Genomic DNA, 15,560 nt, shown 5'->3' on the forward strand with positions numbered 1-15,560 from the left:
GCTCCTTTGCGCCAGGCTGGCTGGCGTAGTGAATACGAATTCAGATGTCGTCGCTTTGTTCCCGCGCCAGGCGGCGTTCCTGGGCCTGCTTTTGCAGGATGTAGCGCGCCAGCAGTTGGCGTTGGGTATCGGTCATGGACTCAAATTCCGTACCCACGTCAAAGCCATCGCCCTTGGGATCGCAATGGGTGACCCGCGCCCGCAACAGCAGGCCGAGCGCCTGGGGCATCAGCACCAGCTTGACGGCCAAGTGAGCGCCGGTGACCAGTGAGGTAGGGTGTTGGAAGTCGATACCGCCTTCGGAGATGATCACCGGCTGCGGTGCGCCCACCTCATCGAGCAGGCCGCGTGCCATGATCTGGCTGAGCAGGTCTACGCGCTTGTTCTGCACGCGCAGGAAGGCGGCGAGGGTGCGGTCCTTCTCGCTCAGTTGGCGCAGCAGGTGCTGGGCTTCGAATTCGCTGAGGTGCAATTCGCTGAGCAGGTTGAACAGCGGTGAATCATCCAGCAACACTTCCTTGCTCGCCGCTTCGGGGGCCGACAGGTTTTTGATTTGGAGTGCGATCATGTCGTCGATACGGTAGTATTCGCGGCGCTCTTCTTCATCTAATGTCGACATGGCGAACCCCAGGTAACGGTAATGGTCAGAGTGTAAAGCTGCTTACCAGACCCCGCCACCGGGACGTCTTCTTTTCCTCCGAACAAGCCCCGACATGTTCAGACCTCTCTTCGTATTTATTGGCACGCGTTATACCCGTGCAAAGCGCCGCAATCATTTTGTGTCGTTCATTTCCTTGACCTCGATGATCGGGCTCGCCTTGGGCGTAGTCGTGATGATTGTGGTGCTGTCGGTGATGAACGGCTTCGATCATGAGATGCGCACCCGCGTGCTGGGCATGGTGCCCCACGCGACCATCGAGTCGGGCGAGCCGATCAACGATTGGCAAAACCTGGCCGCCAAGGTCAAGCAGAACCCCAAGGTCGTGGCCGTTGCGCCGTTTACCCAGATGCAGGGGCTGCTGACCCATGATGGCAAGGTGCAGAAGATCTTGCTCAATGGCATCGACCCCGCCCAGGAACGCAACGTGTCGATCATCGACAAGTTCATGTTGCAGGGCAAACTCGATGATCTGGCGCCTGGCGATTTCGGCATCGTGATCGGCGACAAGGCCGCAGCCAAGCTCGGCGTTGGCCTCGGCGACAAGCTGACCTTCGTCGCGCCGGAAGTCACCGTGACCCCGGCGGGCATGTTTCCGCGCATGAAACGCTTTACCGTGGTCGGCACCTTCCATGTGGGCGCCGGCGAAATCGACGGCTACCTCGGGCTGACCAATCTCACCGATCTGGCCCGCCTCCAGCGCTGGCAGCCGGATCAGGTGCAGGGCCTGCGCCTGAAGTTCAGCGATTTGTTCGACGCCCCGCGCGGTGCCTGGGATATCGCCCAGCACTTGGGTGAAACCGAGTATTACGCCCGTGACTGGACCCGTACCCACGGCAACCTGTACCAGGCCATCCGCATGGAAAAAGCCATGATCGGCCTGCTGCTACTGCTGATCGTCGCTGTGGCCGCGTTCAACATCATCTCCACGCTGGTGATGGTGGTAAATGACAAGAAAGGCGACATCGCCATCCTGCGTACCCTGGGCGCCACGCCGGGGCAGATCATGGCGATCTTTATGGTGCAGGGCACCGTGATCGGCGTGGTGGGTACCTTGATCGGCACCGCCGTGGGCATCCTGGCCGCGCTTAACGTCAGCGCAGCCATCGCCTTGCTTGAGAAAGTGATCGGCCACAAGTTCCTCAATGCAGACGTCTACTTCATCGACTACTTGCCGTCCCAGGTTCAGGCCCAGGACGTGTTGATGGTGGGCGGCGCTGCGTTGGTCCTGAGTTTCCTTGCCACCCTGTATCCAGCCTGGCGCGCGGCACGTACCCAGCCAGCACAGGCCTTACGTTATGAGTGAATCGGGCATGAGTGAAAAAGCAATCCTGAGCTGCCGCAACCTGGGCAAATCCTACGAGGAAGGCCCTGAGTCAGTGGTGGTGCTGTCCAACCTGCAACTTGAGCTCCATCCGGGCGAACGCGTGGCGATCGTCGGCAGTTCCGGTTCCGGCAAAAGTACCTTGCTGAACCTGTTGGGCGGCCTCGACACGCCGTCCCAGGGCAGCGTCTGGCTGGCTGGCGAAGAATTGTCAGCCTTGAATGAAAAGGCCCGTGGCCAGTTGCGCAACCGTTCGTTGGGTTTTGTGTACCAGTTTCACCACTTGTTGCCGGAATTCACCGCACTGGAAAACGTCTGCATGCCGCTGCTGATCGGCAAGACCGCAATCCCGGAAGCACGCCAGCGTGCCAAGGCCTTGCTGGAGCGTGTCGGCTTGGGCCATCGCCTTGAGCACAAGCCGGCCGAACTGTCCGGTGGCGAGCGCCAGCGTGTGGCAATCGCCCGCGCCCTGGTGAACAACCCAGGCCTGGTGATGCTCGACGAGCCCACCGGCAACCTCGACTCCCACACCGCCCAGGGCATCAAGGATTTGATGCTGGAGCTGAGCACCCAGATGCGCACTGCATTCCTGGTGGTGACCCATGACATGAGCATGGCCCGCCAGATGGACCGCGTGCTGCACCTGCAGGAAGGTCATCTGGTCGCCATCTGACCCGTTTCAAGCCTGGCGCCTGGCGTCGGGCTTTTTTAATTTTTCAGGCGGTGCAAGCGAATGTTCAGACCGTTATCGATTTTCATCGGCACGCGCTATACCCGCGCCAAGCGCCGCAACCGTTTTGTTTCGTTTATCTCGATGACCTCGATGATCGGCCTCGCCCTGGGCGTGTTGGCGATGATCGTGGTGCTGTCGGTGATGAACGGCTTCCAGCGCGAAATGAGCTCGCGCATCCTCGGCATGGTGCCCCACGCCACCATCGTCGGCGTGAAGCCGATTGATGATTGGCAGCCGGTGGCCGCGGCGGCGATGAAGAATCCGCAAGTGACCGCTGCAGTACCGTTCACGCAGATGGACGGCATGTTCTCCTACAAGGGTGCGATGCAGCCGATCGAGATCAGCGGCGTCGACCCGGCCCAAGAAGGCAAGGTGTCGATCGTGGCCCAGCACATCGTTCAGGGCAAACTGGACGACCTGAAGCCCGGCGAGTTCGGCGTGGTGGTCGGTGAAATCACCGCCCGGCGTTTCCGCTTGAACGTGGGCGACAAGCTCACCCTGATCGTTCCGGAAATCAGCACTGCGCCGGGCGGCATCACCCCGCGTATGCAGCGGTTGAACGTGGTGGGGATTTTCAAGGTCGGCGCCGAGTTGGATGGTTCCATGGCCTTGATACACATGGCCGACGCGGCGGAAATCCAGCATTGGCAGCCGAACCAGGTGCAGAGTGTGCGCTTGGCGGTTAAAGATTTGTACGCAGCGCCCAAGGTGTCCACGGACATTGCCACCAGCCTCGGCGCGGCCTACAAGGCAGATGACTGGACCCACACCCAGGGCAGCCTGTTCAGCGCGATGAAAATGGAAAAGACCATGATCGGCCTGCTGCTGCTGATGATCGTCGCCGTGGCCGCGTTCAACATCATCGCCACCTTGATCATGGTAGTGAATGACAAAGGCGCGGACATCGCGATCCTGCGCACCATCGGCGCCACGCCCCGGCAGATCATGGCGATCTTCATGGTGCAGGGCACGGTGATCGGCATTGTCGGTACCTTGATCGGCGGCGTACTGGGGGTGATTGCAGCGCTCAACGTGAGCGAGTTGGTGGGCTGGGTCGAGCGGGTGAGCGGGCAGCATATCTTTAGTTCGGATGTGTACTTCGTCAGCAACCTGCCTTCGGAGCTGCAAGGTGGCGATGTGGTGTTGATCTGCACCGCCGGGTTTGTGTTGAGCTTTTTGGCGACGCTGTATCCGGCGTATCGGGCGGCGAAGATTGAACCGGCGCATGCGCTGAGATACTCGTAATTATTGAGACCGCTATCGGGGGCAAGCCCTCTCCCACATTTGAGGTATTCATAGATCAAAGTGTGGGAGGGGGCTTGCCCCCGATAGGGCCGGTGCAGCTTGCATCAATCTACAGCTGGCAGCTCAATCACAAACCGCGTCCATCCAGCCCCGGACTCACAAAAAATCCTCCCCCCATGGGCGCGCACGATCGACTGGGTAATCGCCAGCCCCAGCCCCGCATGTTCGCTGCTGCCTTCATGGCGCGCCGGGTCGGCCCGATAGAACCGATCAAACAGCCTCGGTAGCAACGCCCCGGGGATGCCTTCACCGGTGTTCTCCACCGCTAGCGTCACGCCCATTGCGCCTTCGGTTATTCTTACCCGCACTTCGCCGCCTGCCGGGGTGAACCTGAGGGCGTTATCCAGCAAGTTCGACAAAGCCCGGCGCAACATGCCGCGATCCCCGGCTGTATGAGCGCTGCCTTCTCGTACCAGCGATACGTGCGCGTCCTCGGCCAGCAACGCAAAGAACTCCAGCAACGCCTCCACTTCATCGGCCAGGGCCAATGGCTCACGCTTGGGCATCAGCAAACCGTGGTCCGCCTTGGCCAGGTACAGCATGTCGTTGACCAGTTGGGCCATCCATTGCAGCTCTTCCAAATTACTGTGCAGCGCCTCGCGGTAATCCTCCAGCGGGCGTGGCTGGGTGAGGATGACTTGGGTCTGGGTCAGCAGGTTCGACAGCGGCGTGCGCAGTTCATGGGCAATGTCGGCGGAGAAGGCCGACAGGCGTTGGAACGCGTCGTCCAATCGTCCCAGCATGGCGTTGAAGGCCTGGGCCAGTTCAGCCAGTTCCGCCGGCATGTGTTGCTGTGGCAGGCGCTGGGTCAAGGAGTGGGCCGATACGCTGGCAGCCACTTCGCCCATGCGCCGCAATGGGCGCAAGCCGCTGCGTGCGGCCCAGGCGCCCAGCAGCGCGGTGGCGAGGGCAGAGAGGCCAACGGTGAGCCAGATCAAACGCTGCATGCGTTGCAGGAAGTGCTGGTGGTGGGTGATGTCGAGTATCAGGCTCAGTTGCGGTGAGTCAGCTTGGCCAGCGTTCAGTGGCGCATTGTAGACGCGGTAATCGGTGCCGGCATTTTGTAGGCTATGCAGGCCGGGCGCGGTGGGCAGGGCGACGTTCGGCGCATCGTCCAGCCAGCGCTGGCCGGCTGAAGTGATGCGCAGTGCAAGGTCGGGCTGTCTATTGAGTTCGACGCGCAGTTGCGCCTCGCGTTGGTTGAACGCTTGAGGTGAGTCGACACCCTGCAAGGTGCTGCGCAACGCCACAAGTTTGCTGTCGAGTTGCTGCTGGTCCAACTCGACAAAGTGCGCCTCACTGGCTTGGTTGAACAGCACGCCTGCAATCAGCGACACCACTGCCGTACAAGCCGCAAACAATAGTGCCAGGCGGCTGGCGAGGGACAGGCGCTTGATCAATTGCACCGCTCCTCCAGCACATAGCCCATGCCGCGAACGGTGTGGATCAGCTTATTAGGGAAGTTGTCATCGACTTTGAGGCGTAGGCGGCGGATCGCTACTTCGATGATGTTGGTGTCGCTGTCGAAATTCATGTCCCACACCTGGGAGGCGATCAGCGTTTTGGGCAGCACTTCGCCCTGGCGGCGCAGCAGCAGTTCCAGTAGAGAAAACTCCTTGGCGGTCAGGTCGATACGTTGGCCGTCGCGCTCGACGCGGCGGCGGATCAGGTCCAAACGCAGGTCGGCCACTTGCAGGGCGGTTTCCTGGGGCGTGCTGCTGCCACGGCGCAACAGGCTGCGCACCCGCGCCAGCAATTCGGAGAAGGCGAAGGGTTTGATCAGGTAATCGTCGGCGCCCAATTCCAGGCCATGCACGCGGTCCTCTACGGCATCCCGGGCGGTCAGAAATAGCACCGGGATCTCCAGACCGGCACTGCGCACCGCTTGCAGGATTTGCCAACCGTCGCGACCGGGCAGCATTACATCCAGGATCAGCAGGTCATAATCGCCGGTCAGCGCCAGGTGCTGGCCGCTGGTGCCGTCGGCCACCAGTTCGGTGGTAAAGCCAGCCTCGGCCAGGCCTTGACGCAGATAGTGGCCGGTTTTCGGTTGGTCTTCGACGATCAGCAATTTCATGGGGTAGCTCTTGGCAACGGGTGGCGAGGGGGCTTTATACCGTGGGGACCAGGTGCGGGGCGCAACCTGACAAAGTTGTAATCTAGCAGTCAGTTGGCTGGCAGCGGCGTAATCTTAGAGTGCGGCTCAAGCCGGTTATACATTTTGGAGAAGAGAGATGACGTTGCGTACACCCCAGTTGTTGGCGGGTTGCCTGTTGGCGTTGAGTTTCAATGCAATGGCTGATGCATCCCACAGCTATGCATTTGGTCAACCAGCGGCGGCTGACAAGGTCACGCGCACCGTAGAAGTGACGCTGCAGGATATTGCCTTTGCGCCCAAGTCCCTGGATGTAAAAGCCGGTGAGACGGTGCGCTTCGTGCTGGTCAACAAGGGCCAGTTGCTGCATGAATTCAACCTCGGTGACGCGGCGATGCACGCGGCGCATCAGAAGGAAATGTTGCAGATGCAGGCCAGCGGCATGCTCACGTCTACCGGCATGGGCAAGATGGACCACAGCGCCATGGGCCATGGTGCAATGAAGCACGATGACCCGAACAGTGTGCTGGTCGAGCCCGGTAAAACTGCTGAGCTGACGTGGACATTCACCCAGGCCACCGGCCTGGAGTTCGCCTGTAACCTGCCCGGGCATTACCAGGCAGGCATGGTCGGCAAGCTGACCGTTGAGTAAGGCGTTTCTTAAGGGCGGGGGCAAAGGCTGGTAGACTGGCGCGGTTTATTTAGCCAGGTTTCCGCCATGCATCCCGCAGCCGAACATTCGCCGCTGGGCAAGTCCAGTGAATACATCTCCACGTACACGCCTTCGTTGCTGTTCCCGATTCCTCGCGCCGCCAAGTGGGCCGAGCTGGGCCTGAGTGCCGAGACCCTGCCTTACAAGGGCGTGGATTTCTGGAACTGCTTCGAACTGTCCTGGCTGTTGCCGTCGGGCAAGCCGGTGGTGGCCATTGGTGAGTTCAGTATCCCGGCCGACTCGCCGAATATCATCGAGTCCAAGTCATTCAAGCTGTACCTCAACTCGCTGAACCAGACCGCCTTTGCCGATACGCAAAGCCTTGAGTCGACACTGCGCGCTGACCTGAGTGCTGCCGCCGGCAAACCAGTGACCGTACGCATCCGCAGGCTTGCAGAGATCGAGGCCGAGGGTGTGATGGCACTGCCGGGCGTATGCATTGACGATCTGGATATTAACGTCAGCAGCTACGAACATCCGCGCCCCGAGTTGTTGCGTTGCGACGACTCGCGGATTGTCGAGGAGAGCGTGCACAGCCACCTGCTCAAGTCCAATTGCCCGGTTACCAGTCAGCCGGACTGGGGCAGCGTAGTGGTGGAGTACCGTGGTCAAGCGTTGGATCACGCCAGCCTGTTGGAATACATCGTGAGCTTTCGCCAGCACTCGGACTTCCATGAGCAGTGTGTGGAGCGCATCTTCCTCGACCTGCAGCGCCTGCTGAAGCCGGAGAAATTGACGGTGTATGCGCGCTATGTGCGGCGCGGCGGGTTGGATATCAACCCTTATCGCAGTACCGAGGATGTGGCGTTCCAGAACGTGCGCCTGGCCCGCCAGTAAAACAAATGTGGGAGGGGGCTTGCTCCCGATAGCAGAGGTTCAGGCACAGGTTCGGTGACTGACACTCCGCAATCGGGGGCAAGCCCCCTCCCACATTCTGGTTCTGTGTCTGGCTTGGGTTCGGGTTAAATGCCGATGTTGCCCAGGGTGATCACGATATTGCGCAGTGTCCCGGCAATGCCCGGATGGTCCAGTTCAAAACCTTCCACTGCACGGTTCACATCATCGGCGATGCTCGGTGTCTGGGTGGCCGGTTCCAATTCAAGTTGCACTTCGAATTTGGCAATCAACCCTTCCAGCGCTTCACGTTTTTCTTCCGATAGCGGTGGCTCCTGCTCCAATTGCCCGCGCAGGATATTGACCTGTTCTTCCAGTTTTTTGCGATCAGGCATGACGTTCTTCCTTTTATCGATAGGCACTGGCATAGACCACGGCACGCTGAGAAAGGTCTACGGGATGAACTGTAGATTAATCCACCGGCGCCGACTGTGCATGATCTCGATCAGGGCTTCTCGCCTTTGAGCTGGCGCCGGCTGATGTCTGCCAGGCAGGTGCCGAGTTCGCCTAAGTGATCGATCACAGAATGCACTCCCAGCCCATACAGCGTCACGGTGGCCTTGCCGCGCTTGTGTTCGCGTTCCTTGTCGCTCAGTGCCTGCCATTGCTCGGGCGCTAAGCCACACAGCGAACCGCAGGAGGCCAGGCCGATGGTCCACAGCCCGGCGTTAAGTCCCGATTGCAACAAGCGCGGCTCGCCGCTGACCAGGACGCAGCCTTCAAGGCGTTCGATATTCAATTCCATCAGCGCTTGCCAGCACGCGTGGGGGGCGGGCCAGCGGATGGAGGAGGGCGAGGCTGCTTTGAGCCAGGTGGGCAAGGTGGCGGCCAAAGGAGTGGTCACCGCAGGCGGCAGCTCATCCAGCCAAGCGCAGGGCACGCCCAGCTCTTTGAGGTTGCGCAGGATTTTCAGGGCGCCCGGCGTGGCTTGTGAATCCGGGGAAGGAGAGTCGGTGCGCGCCTGTGAGCCAAAATCCACTAGGCAGCCACTCAGGCCAAACAGCACGGCGGTCAAGGCGGGTGCGCTGGTGATTGCAATCTCGGCTTGAGGCATGTCGACATCCCTGAAATAGCTGTGACGCTATCGAGGCAGGATGACAGTCCGATGACAGTTGGCTCAATTGTAGGAATTTTGTCCATTTGCGGTATGAGTTTTCCCGGCGGCTGCCTAATTGGGCACTTCCGTCATATACTGGCTACCTTATTCAGGGCATAGCGCCCATGACAGACCATTCAAGGAGCAAAAGCTATGCGCTGGAGCCACTACTTCGCTCAGCTGTCGGTGTGTGCCACCGTTCTGCTGGCCCCGTTCGCTGTGCAAGCTGCGTCGGAAGATGATCCATGGGAAAGCGTCAACCGCCCGATCTTTACCTTCAACGACACTGTTGATACCTATGCCCTCAAGCCATTGGCCCAAGGCTATCAATGGATCACTCCGCAATTTGTTGAAGACGGTATCCACAACTTCTTCCGCAACATCGGCGACGTCGGCAACCTGGCCAACAATGTGCTGCAGCTCAAACCTCACAATGCAGGTGTCGATACTGCCCGTTTGCTGGTTAACACCACGTTTGGTGTGCTGGGCTTCATCGACGTAGGCACCAAAATGGGGCTGCAACGCAGCGATGAAGACTTCGGCCAGACACTCGGCTACTGGGGCGTTGGCAGCGGTCCGTACGTGATGATCCCTCTGCTGGGTCCAAGCACCCTGCGTGATGCGCCGTCCAAGTACGTCGACAGCTACACCCAGCCTTATCGCTATATGGATGATGTGTCCCTGCGCAACAGCGTCATGGGCCTTGGCATCGTCGACGCCCGTGCCAGCTTGCTCGACAGTGAGAAGCTGATCACCGGCGACAAATACACCTTCATTCGTAACGCCTACCTGCAGAACCGTGAGTTCAAGGTCAAAGATGGCAAGGTCGTCGACGACTTTTAAGAGGTGATCGTTTGAAATGAAAAAAGGCGATCCTGAGTGATCGCCTTTTTTGTGCGCGGGTTTCAGCGCATTTTCAGGATGCTGAGGCCCAATTGCTGATCATTGCCCACCGTTTTGGCCCACACCACTTTGGTATCTGCCTCCAGGCCTTTAAGGGCCGCATGTTCTGAATCAATGCGCACGGTCAGCAGGTCTCCTACGTTGAACTGGCGCGGTGCCTGCACTTGCATTCCGGAGCTGGAAAGATCCACGCAAACCCCGGCAATCTCTTGGCCTTCGTGGATCAAAGACACATCGGCATCCACTCGCATGCGGATGAAATCGCGTTTCTCGGCGTAGTCGCGCTCGTGTTCGCTCATGGGTTCCATCCTTACTTTGTGTTGTGGTCGTGGCTGTTCTTATAACTCCCGGTGATTTGCGATGTAAAGACGCCTGGCGACCATCGGCATGAGCTTGAAACACCTGGCGGATGGGAGTACCGTCTGCGCCTTAGAAGGGCACCTCTGCTTTACAGTTGTGCGTGGGCAAAACGCCTACGCTTTTGTAGGACAGAGAGGCTAGAAAGCGAATCCAGTAGTGTGACCCCGGCCATTGCCGAGTTGCCTACGCCAACCTAATTCTGGCGCCGTTTGCCCACATGCAAAAAACCAGTGCCACGCTGCTGATAATCGATGACGACGAAGTAGTGCGCGCGAGTCTCGCGGCCTATTTGGAAGACAGTGGCTTCAGCGTCCTGCAGGCCAGTAATGGCCAACAGGGTCTCCAGGTATTCGAGCGCGACCAGCCCGACCTCGTGATCTGCGACTTGCGCATGCCCCAGATGGGCGGCCTGGAGCTGATTCGCCAGGTGACTGAGCTTGCCCCGCAGACTCCGGTGATTGTTGTGTCCGGTGCCGGCGTGATGAACGACGCCGTTGAGGCCTTGCGCCTGGGCGCCGCCGACTACCTGATCAAACCCCTGGAAGACCTTGCGGTGCTGGAGCACTCAGTGCGCCGCGCGCTGGATCGTGCACGTCTACTGGTCGAGAACCAGCGTTACCGCGAAAAGCTCGAAACCGCCAACCGCGAGCTCGAAGCCAGCCTGAACCTGCTCCAGGAAGACCAGAACGCCGGTCGCCAGGTACAGATGAACATGCTGCCGGTCAGCCCATGGACCATCGACGAGTTCAAGTTTGCGCACCAGATCATCCCTTCGCTGTACCTGTCGGGTGATTTTGTGGACTACTTCCGTGTGGATGAGCGACGTGTGGCGTTCTATCTGGCCGACGTTTCGGGCCACGGTGCTTCCTCTGCTTTTGTCACCGTGTTGTTGAAATTCATGACCACACGGCTGTTGTTTGAATCCAAGCGCAATGGCACCTTGCCGGAATTCACTCCCTCCGAGGTGCTGGGCCACATCAACCGAGGCCTGATCAGCTGCAAGCTGGGCAAGCACGTGACGATGGTAGGCGGCGTGATCGATGAAGAAACCGGTCTTTTGACCTACAGCATTGGCGGTCACCTGCCGATGCCTGTTTTATACACTCCAGACAGTGTGCGTTACCTGGAAGGGCGTGGTCTGCCCGTCGGCTTGTTCAATGAAGCCACCTACGAAGACCACATTTTGGAACTGCCGCCGACCTTCAGCCTGACGCTGATGTCCGATGGCATCCTGGACCTTCTTCCAGAGCCTACACTCAAAGAGAAAGAAGCCGCCTTGCCCCAACGGGTCAAGGCAGCTGGCGGCAGCCTGGATGGCCTGCGGCAGGTTTTTGGATTGGCCACGCTAGCGGAGATGCCGGATGATATCGCCCTATTGGTGTTGAGCAGGAATCTTTGATGAGTACCGGAAGAATCCAATTCGCTGAGCAAGACGGGACCTTCGTCCTGAAGTTTGTCGGTGAAGTGCGCCTGACCTTATGTTCGGCGCTGGATGCGACGATTGAGCGGATCTTCACTGCGCTGAACTTCTCGGCGATCGTGATCGATCTGACTGAAACTCGCAGCATTGACAGCACCACCCTTGGGCTATTAGCCAAGTTGTCCATTCTGTCTCGGCAGAAGGTTGGCCTGTTGCCGACCGTCGTCACCACCCACGAAGACATCACCCGGCTGCTGCAGTCCATGGGGTTTGATCAGGTGTTCAACATCGTTGATCGTCCGATTCCTTGCCCGGAATGTCTTACCGACCTGCCGTCCCAGGATCAGTCCGAAGAAATGGTGCGGGTTAAGGTGCTGGAAGCGCACAAGATCCTGATGGGCCTCAATGAGTCCAATCGCGAAGCGTTTCACGACCTCGTCAACGCCCTCGAGCGTCACTGATCCTTCTGTCGAATACATTCCAAATGTCGGAGGAGCCCCGATAGCGCAGTGTCAGTCAGTACATTCACAACTGGCTCACCGCTATCGGGAGCAGCCGCTCCCGCAGTTGAACTGAGATCGGTTTGAGACACAAAAAAAGGGCGGTACCCTCACAGGTACCGCCCTTTTTGCCGTCCCCGCTGTTTACAGCTTGGCGGACAACAGCGCCTCAAGTTTTTCCTGGTCACGGGCAAACTGACGAATGCCCTCCGCCAGCTTCTCAGTCGCCATCGCATCTTCGTTGGACTCCCAACGGAACTGCGCTTCAGTCATATGCACTCGCGCTTCACCGGCATGGCCAGGCGACAGCTTACGCTCCAGCTTGCCTTCATCCGCCGCCAGCTTCTCCAGCAGGTCCGGGCTGATGGTCAGGCGATCACACCCGGCCAATTCTTCAATCTGGCTCAGGTTACGGAAGCTCGCACCCATCACTACCGTTTTATAACCATTAGCCTTGTAGTAGTTGTAGATGCGCGTAACCGACTGCACGCCCGGATCATCGGAGCCGGTGTAGTCGTTACCGTTGGCCTTCTTGTACCAATCGTATATGCGGCCCACGAACGGCGAAATCAGGAATACCCCTGCCTCAGCACACGCCACAGCCTGGGCAAAGGAGAACAACAGTGTCAGGTTGGTCTGAATCCCTTCTTTCTCCAGCTTCTCTGCCGCGCGGATGCCTTCCCAGGTAGAGGCGATCTTGACCAGTACACGGTCGCGGCCAACGCCGGCTTTTTCGTACAGGTCGATCAGACGGTGCGCACGCTTGAGAATGGCGGCCTCGTCGAACGACAGGCGGGCATCCACTTCGGTGGAAATGCGGCCCGGCACAACTTTAAGAATCTCTTGCCCCACCGCGACCGCAAAACGGTCGCTGGCCAGGCCCACATCACCGTTGCAGTCCTGCACGCACTCGTCCAGCAGCTTGGCATAGCCCGGAATCGACGCGGCCTTGAGCAGTAGGGAAGGGTTGGTGGTTGCATCCTGCGGCTTGAGCTTGGCGAGGGTGGAAAAATCGCCGGTATCGGCTACGACAGTGGTGAATTGCTTGAGTTGTTCCAGCTTGGAAGTCATGAGCGTGCTCTGTCCTATGGGTCTGATGACATTACCCGAGCGCCGAGAGGCGCTCAAGGGCGCAAATGCGTTCGATCGTTTGCGAGGGCAACAACCTGAAAACAGCCGTTTGAATGACCGGCCGTGGTGCTAAATAGGAGGGCAAATTCGCCAGCAGGTTCAACCCAACTGCCCGATGACACTTGGATATCGCCTTCATGCCTACTGATGCCTTCCCCGGCACACACCGCACCAAATGTGGGAGGGGGCTTGCCCCCGATGACGGTGTGCCAGCTCAGCCAATAATCAACGGACTCCCCTGGAAGCCACCCAATCAACGCCCTTCCAACAAAGCCCCAGCCTGATCCAACAATGCCAACGGATCCGCGGCCTTATGAATATCCACCGACAGCAACTGCCTGAACTTGCGTGCCCCGGGGAACCCAGTGCCCAGTCCCAGCACATGCCGCGTAATATGATGCATCGTCCCGCCACCGGCCAAATGCTCAGCAATGTAAGGCCGCAACTGCGCCAACGCGTCCGCTCGACTGATCACTGGCTGTGCACTGCCAAACAACTGCTGATCCACCTCCGCCAGCAAATACGGATTGTGATAAGCCTCCCGCCCCAACATCACGCCATCAAACGTCTGCAAGTGCTCATGGCACTGCTCCAGCGTCTTGATGCCCCCGTTGAGCACAATCTCCAACTCAGGGAAGTCCTGCTTCAACTGCGCCGCCACGTCATAGCGCAAGGGCGGAATGTCCCGATTCTCCTTAGGCGATAACCCCTCCAGAATCGCAATCCGCGCATGCACGGTGAAACTGGTGCAACCGGCGTCCTTCACCGTCCCGACGAAATCACACAACTGCGCATAACTGTCCCGGCCATTGATCCCGATACGGTGCTTCACCGTCACCGGAATCGACACCGCATCACGCATCGCCTTCACACAATCGGCCACCAGCGCCGGATGAGCCATCAGGATCGCGCCAATCATATTGTTCTGCACCCGATCGCTGGGGCAGCCGACGTTCAAGTTCACTTCGTCGTAACCGGCGGCCTCGGCCATGCGCGCACAGGCCGCCAGATCCGCCGGAACGCTACCGCCCAATTGCAGCGCAAGCGGGTGCTCGGCCTCGCTGTGACGCAGGAAACGCTCATGGTCGCCATGGAGGATCGCCCCAGTGGTGACCATTTCGGTGTAGAGCAGGGCGTGTTTGGAGAGCAGGCGCAGGAAGAACCGGCAGTGGCGGTCGGTCCAATCCATCATGGGTGCAACGCTAAAGCGCCGAGACAGTGCGGGGCTTGATTCTGCTGGGCTAAAGCTTTGTTTATCTAGCATTTTACTCAACGTGTTCTTGACGAGTTTTAGGGCGTTTTCAGGCGTTTTTGGAGGCTCGGTGGTACGATGTACCACCTCAAAACAGACGCGTACCACTTTCGATATGGCGACTATCAGGGCAAGAAAACTGGCGGATGGGACTGTGAGCTACACGGCTCAAATCCGCATCAAACGTGACGGAGTACAAGTCTACCAAGAGAGCCAGACCTTCGCCCGGAAACAGGCTGCCCAAGCGTGGACGCGCAAGCGTGAATCGGAGTTGGATGAACCTGGTGCGATCGAGCGGGCGAGCCGTAAGGGCGTCACCGTCAAAGACATGATCGATCAGTACCTGGTGGAAGTGGAGAAGGCCCGCCCGCTAGGCAAAACCAAAAAGGCCACGCTCGAAGCGATCGGCAAGATGGAAATCGGCATCCTGCGATACGTCGACAAGCTCAGACTCGGGTGGAAGCAAGCACGCGGGGTTAGGCAGGGTAATGAGCGGGGCCGAGGCTTGCTCATCCGGCACTTCAATCATTGGCTGGACAGCGTCAGGATCAGGCACATTAATCGTTGGCTGGACAGCATCAGGATCAATAATCTGAATAGTTTCAGGCTCAGATTGAGACTCTGATTCCTCACCCGCAACCCACGCCGGATTAGGCGCTGAAATCATTGGCGGAAACCACTCGGGATCTGGGACAGGCACAGTTGGCCGAGCCCACTCGGGATCTGGAACAGGCACGGTTGGCCGCACCCACTCGGGATCGGGTACATGACCGACGCCGCGCAGAACGAAGCGGACGTCGATTCACTGCGTAAGGCGCTGAAGGACTCCAAGGGGCCTGGCAACTTCCGCAATTTGTTCGTGTATTCGCCGAACGGCAAAAAGGACGGGTTGCAGATCATCCCGGTCAGTGAAGTGACGGCGAAGGACGAGTTCAACTCGATCAAAAACCAGACCCGCGACGACGTGCTGGCCAGCTTGCGCATTCCGCCGCAATTGATGGGCATCGTGCCGCAGAACGCTGGTGGGTTTGGGTCGATTAGGGAAGCTGCGCAGATTTATGCGGCCAATGAACTGGAGCCGATTCAGGCGCGTATGGCGCAGGTGAATGACTGGCTTGGGGAGGAGGTTGTACGCTTCAAACCCTATGAAATTACAGGGGAGTCATAAAACGTTCTG

At 59.0% G+C, this 15,560-nt stretch carries 16 protein-coding genes and 2 pseudogenes; 10 read left to right on the forward strand and 8 right to left on the reverse strand.

Translation table 11 applies throughout. The features are described from left to right. Positions 1-40: 40 nt before the first annotated feature. A complete protein-coding gene (locus CFE47_RS15345; protein WP_032888817.1) occupies positions 41-619 on the reverse strand; it encodes a PilZ domain-containing protein in 579 nt (192 codons plus the stop codon). A gap of 94 nt (positions 620-713) precedes the next feature. Between CFE47_RS15345 and CFE47_RS15350 the strand changes: the two genes are divergently transcribed. The 3 genes from CFE47_RS15350 to CFE47_RS15360 are packed head-to-tail and all read left to right on the forward strand — an operon-like array spanning position 714 to position 3,960. Continuing rightward, positions 714-1,964, forward strand: a complete 1,251-nt coding sequence (locus CFE47_RS15350) for a lipoprotein-releasing ABC transporter permease subunit (RefSeq protein WP_032888819.1) — start codon at positions 714-716, stop codon at positions 1,962-1,964. A gap of 7 nt (positions 1,965-1,971) precedes the next feature. Then, on the forward strand, positions 1,972-2,655 hold the full coding sequence (gene lolD, locus CFE47_RS15355; protein ID WP_024074097.1) for a lipoprotein-releasing ABC transporter ATP-binding protein LolD: 684 nt from the start codon (positions 1,972-1,974) through the stop codon (positions 2,653-2,655). Positions 2,656-2,715: 60 nt separating this feature from the next. Then, on the forward strand, positions 2,716-3,960 hold the full coding sequence (locus CFE47_RS15360; protein ID WP_032888822.1) for a lipoprotein-releasing ABC transporter permease subunit: 1,245 nt from the start codon (positions 2,716-2,718) through the stop codon (positions 3,958-3,960). Between the two features lie 104 nt (positions 3,961-4,064). Here CFE47_RS15360 and CFE47_RS15365 read toward each other — a convergent pair whose 3' ends face one another. Beyond that, a complete protein-coding gene (locus CFE47_RS15365; RefSeq protein ID WP_099601502.1) occupies positions 4,065-5,420 on the reverse strand; it encodes a heavy metal sensor histidine kinase in 1,356 nt (451 codons plus the stop codon). Then, a complete protein-coding gene (locus CFE47_RS15370; protein ID WP_032888823.1) occupies positions 5,417-6,097 on the reverse strand; it encodes a heavy metal response regulator transcription factor in 681 nt (226 codons plus the stop codon). The genes CFE47_RS15365 and CFE47_RS15370 overlap by 4 nt, the downstream gene beginning before the upstream one ends. A 157-nt stretch (positions 6,098-6,254) precedes the next feature. On the opposite strand from CFE47_RS15370, the gene copI reads away from it, so the two are divergent. Both copI and queF read left to right on the forward strand, forming a co-directional pair. After that, complete coding sequence (gene copI / locus CFE47_RS15375) at positions 6,255-6,767, forward strand: copper-resistant cuproprotein CopI (RefSeq protein WP_286838216.1); 513 nt, start codon at positions 6,255-6,257, stop codon at positions 6,765-6,767. Between the two features lie 66 nt (positions 6,768-6,833). After that, on the forward strand, positions 6,834-7,664 hold the full coding sequence (gene queF, locus CFE47_RS15380; protein ID WP_095184123.1) for an NADPH-dependent 7-cyano-7-deazaguanine reductase QueF: 831 nt from the start codon (positions 6,834-6,836) through the stop codon (positions 7,662-7,664). A 125-nt stretch (positions 7,665-7,789) separates the two neighbouring features. On the opposite strand, the gene CFE47_RS15385 is transcribed toward queF, so the two are convergent. Together CFE47_RS15385 and pcrP are read right to left on the reverse strand one after the other, a co-directional pair. Further along, positions 7,790-8,056 (reverse strand): DUF4404 family protein, encoded by a 267-nt coding sequence (locus CFE47_RS15385; protein WP_032888829.1) that lies wholly within the window; start codon positions 8,054-8,056, stop codon positions 7,790-7,792. Positions 8,057-8,166: 110 nt separating this feature from the next. Then, complete coding sequence (pcrP, locus tag CFE47_RS15390) at positions 8,167-8,775, reverse strand: HAD superfamily inactivated hydrolase PcrP (protein ID WP_032888830.1); 609 nt, start codon at positions 8,773-8,775, stop codon at positions 8,167-8,169. Positions 8,776-8,970: 195 nt separating this feature from the next. On the opposite strand from pcrP, the gene CFE47_RS15395 reads away from it, so the two are divergent. Next, on the forward strand, positions 8,971-9,660 hold the full coding sequence (locus CFE47_RS15395) for an MlaA family lipoprotein (RefSeq protein ID WP_032888832.1): 690 nt from the start codon (positions 8,971-8,973) through the stop codon (positions 9,658-9,660). A 62-nt stretch (positions 9,661-9,722) separates the two neighbouring features. On the opposite strand, the gene CFE47_RS15400 is transcribed toward CFE47_RS15395, so the two are convergent. After that, positions 9,723-10,019 (reverse strand): PilZ domain-containing protein, encoded by a 297-nt coding sequence (locus CFE47_RS15400; protein WP_095184124.1) that lies wholly within the window; start codon positions 10,017-10,019, stop codon positions 9,723-9,725. A gap of 278 nt (positions 10,020-10,297) precedes the next feature. On the opposite strand from CFE47_RS15400, the gene rssB reads away from it, so the two are divergent. After that, on the forward strand, positions 10,298-11,479 hold the full coding sequence (rssB, locus tag CFE47_RS15405) for a two-component system response regulator RssB (protein ID WP_181643970.1): 1,182 nt from the start codon (positions 10,298-10,300) through the stop codon (positions 11,477-11,479). After that, positions 11,479-11,961, forward strand: coding sequence for an anti-sigma factor antagonist RssC (gene rssC / locus CFE47_RS15410; protein WP_032888838.1), 483 nt, complete (start codon positions 11,479-11,481; stop codon positions 11,959-11,961). The genes rssB and rssC overlap by 1 nt, the downstream gene beginning before the upstream one ends. Before the next feature lie 183 nt (positions 11,962-12,144). Here the strand turns inward: rssC and tal are convergent, their stop codons facing one another. Both tal and dusA read right to left on the reverse strand, forming a co-directional pair. Beyond that, the gene (tal, locus tag CFE47_RS15415) at positions 12,145-13,071 is read right to left on the reverse strand and encodes a transaldolase (protein WP_032888840.1); all 927 of its coding nucleotides are present in this window, start codon (positions 13,069-13,071) and stop codon (positions 12,145-12,147) included. Positions 13,072-13,384: 313 nt separating this feature from the next. Beyond that, complete coding sequence (dusA, locus tag CFE47_RS15420) at positions 13,385-14,395, reverse strand: tRNA dihydrouridine(20/20a) synthase DusA (protein WP_181643969.1); 1,011 nt, start codon at positions 14,393-14,395, stop codon at positions 13,385-13,387. A 103-nt stretch (positions 14,396-14,498) separates the two neighbouring features. On the opposite strand from dusA, the pseudogene CFE47_RS15425 reads away from it, so the two are divergent. Continuing rightward, positions 14,499-14,813, forward strand: a pseudogene (locus CFE47_RS15425) (site-specific integrase); the annotation flags it as partial. 333 nt (positions 14,814-15,146) lie between these two features. Further along, positions 15,147-15,551: pseudogene (locus CFE47_RS15430) on the forward strand (phage portal protein); the annotation flags it as partial. Positions 15,552-15,560 lie beyond the last annotated feature (9 nt).

Source organism: Pseudomonas sp. PGPPP1 (assembly GCF_002255865.1).
In the GTDB taxonomy this organism is placed as follows: domain Bacteria; phylum Pseudomonadota; class Gammaproteobacteria; order Pseudomonadales; family Pseudomonadaceae; genus Aquipseudomonas; species Aquipseudomonas cremoris.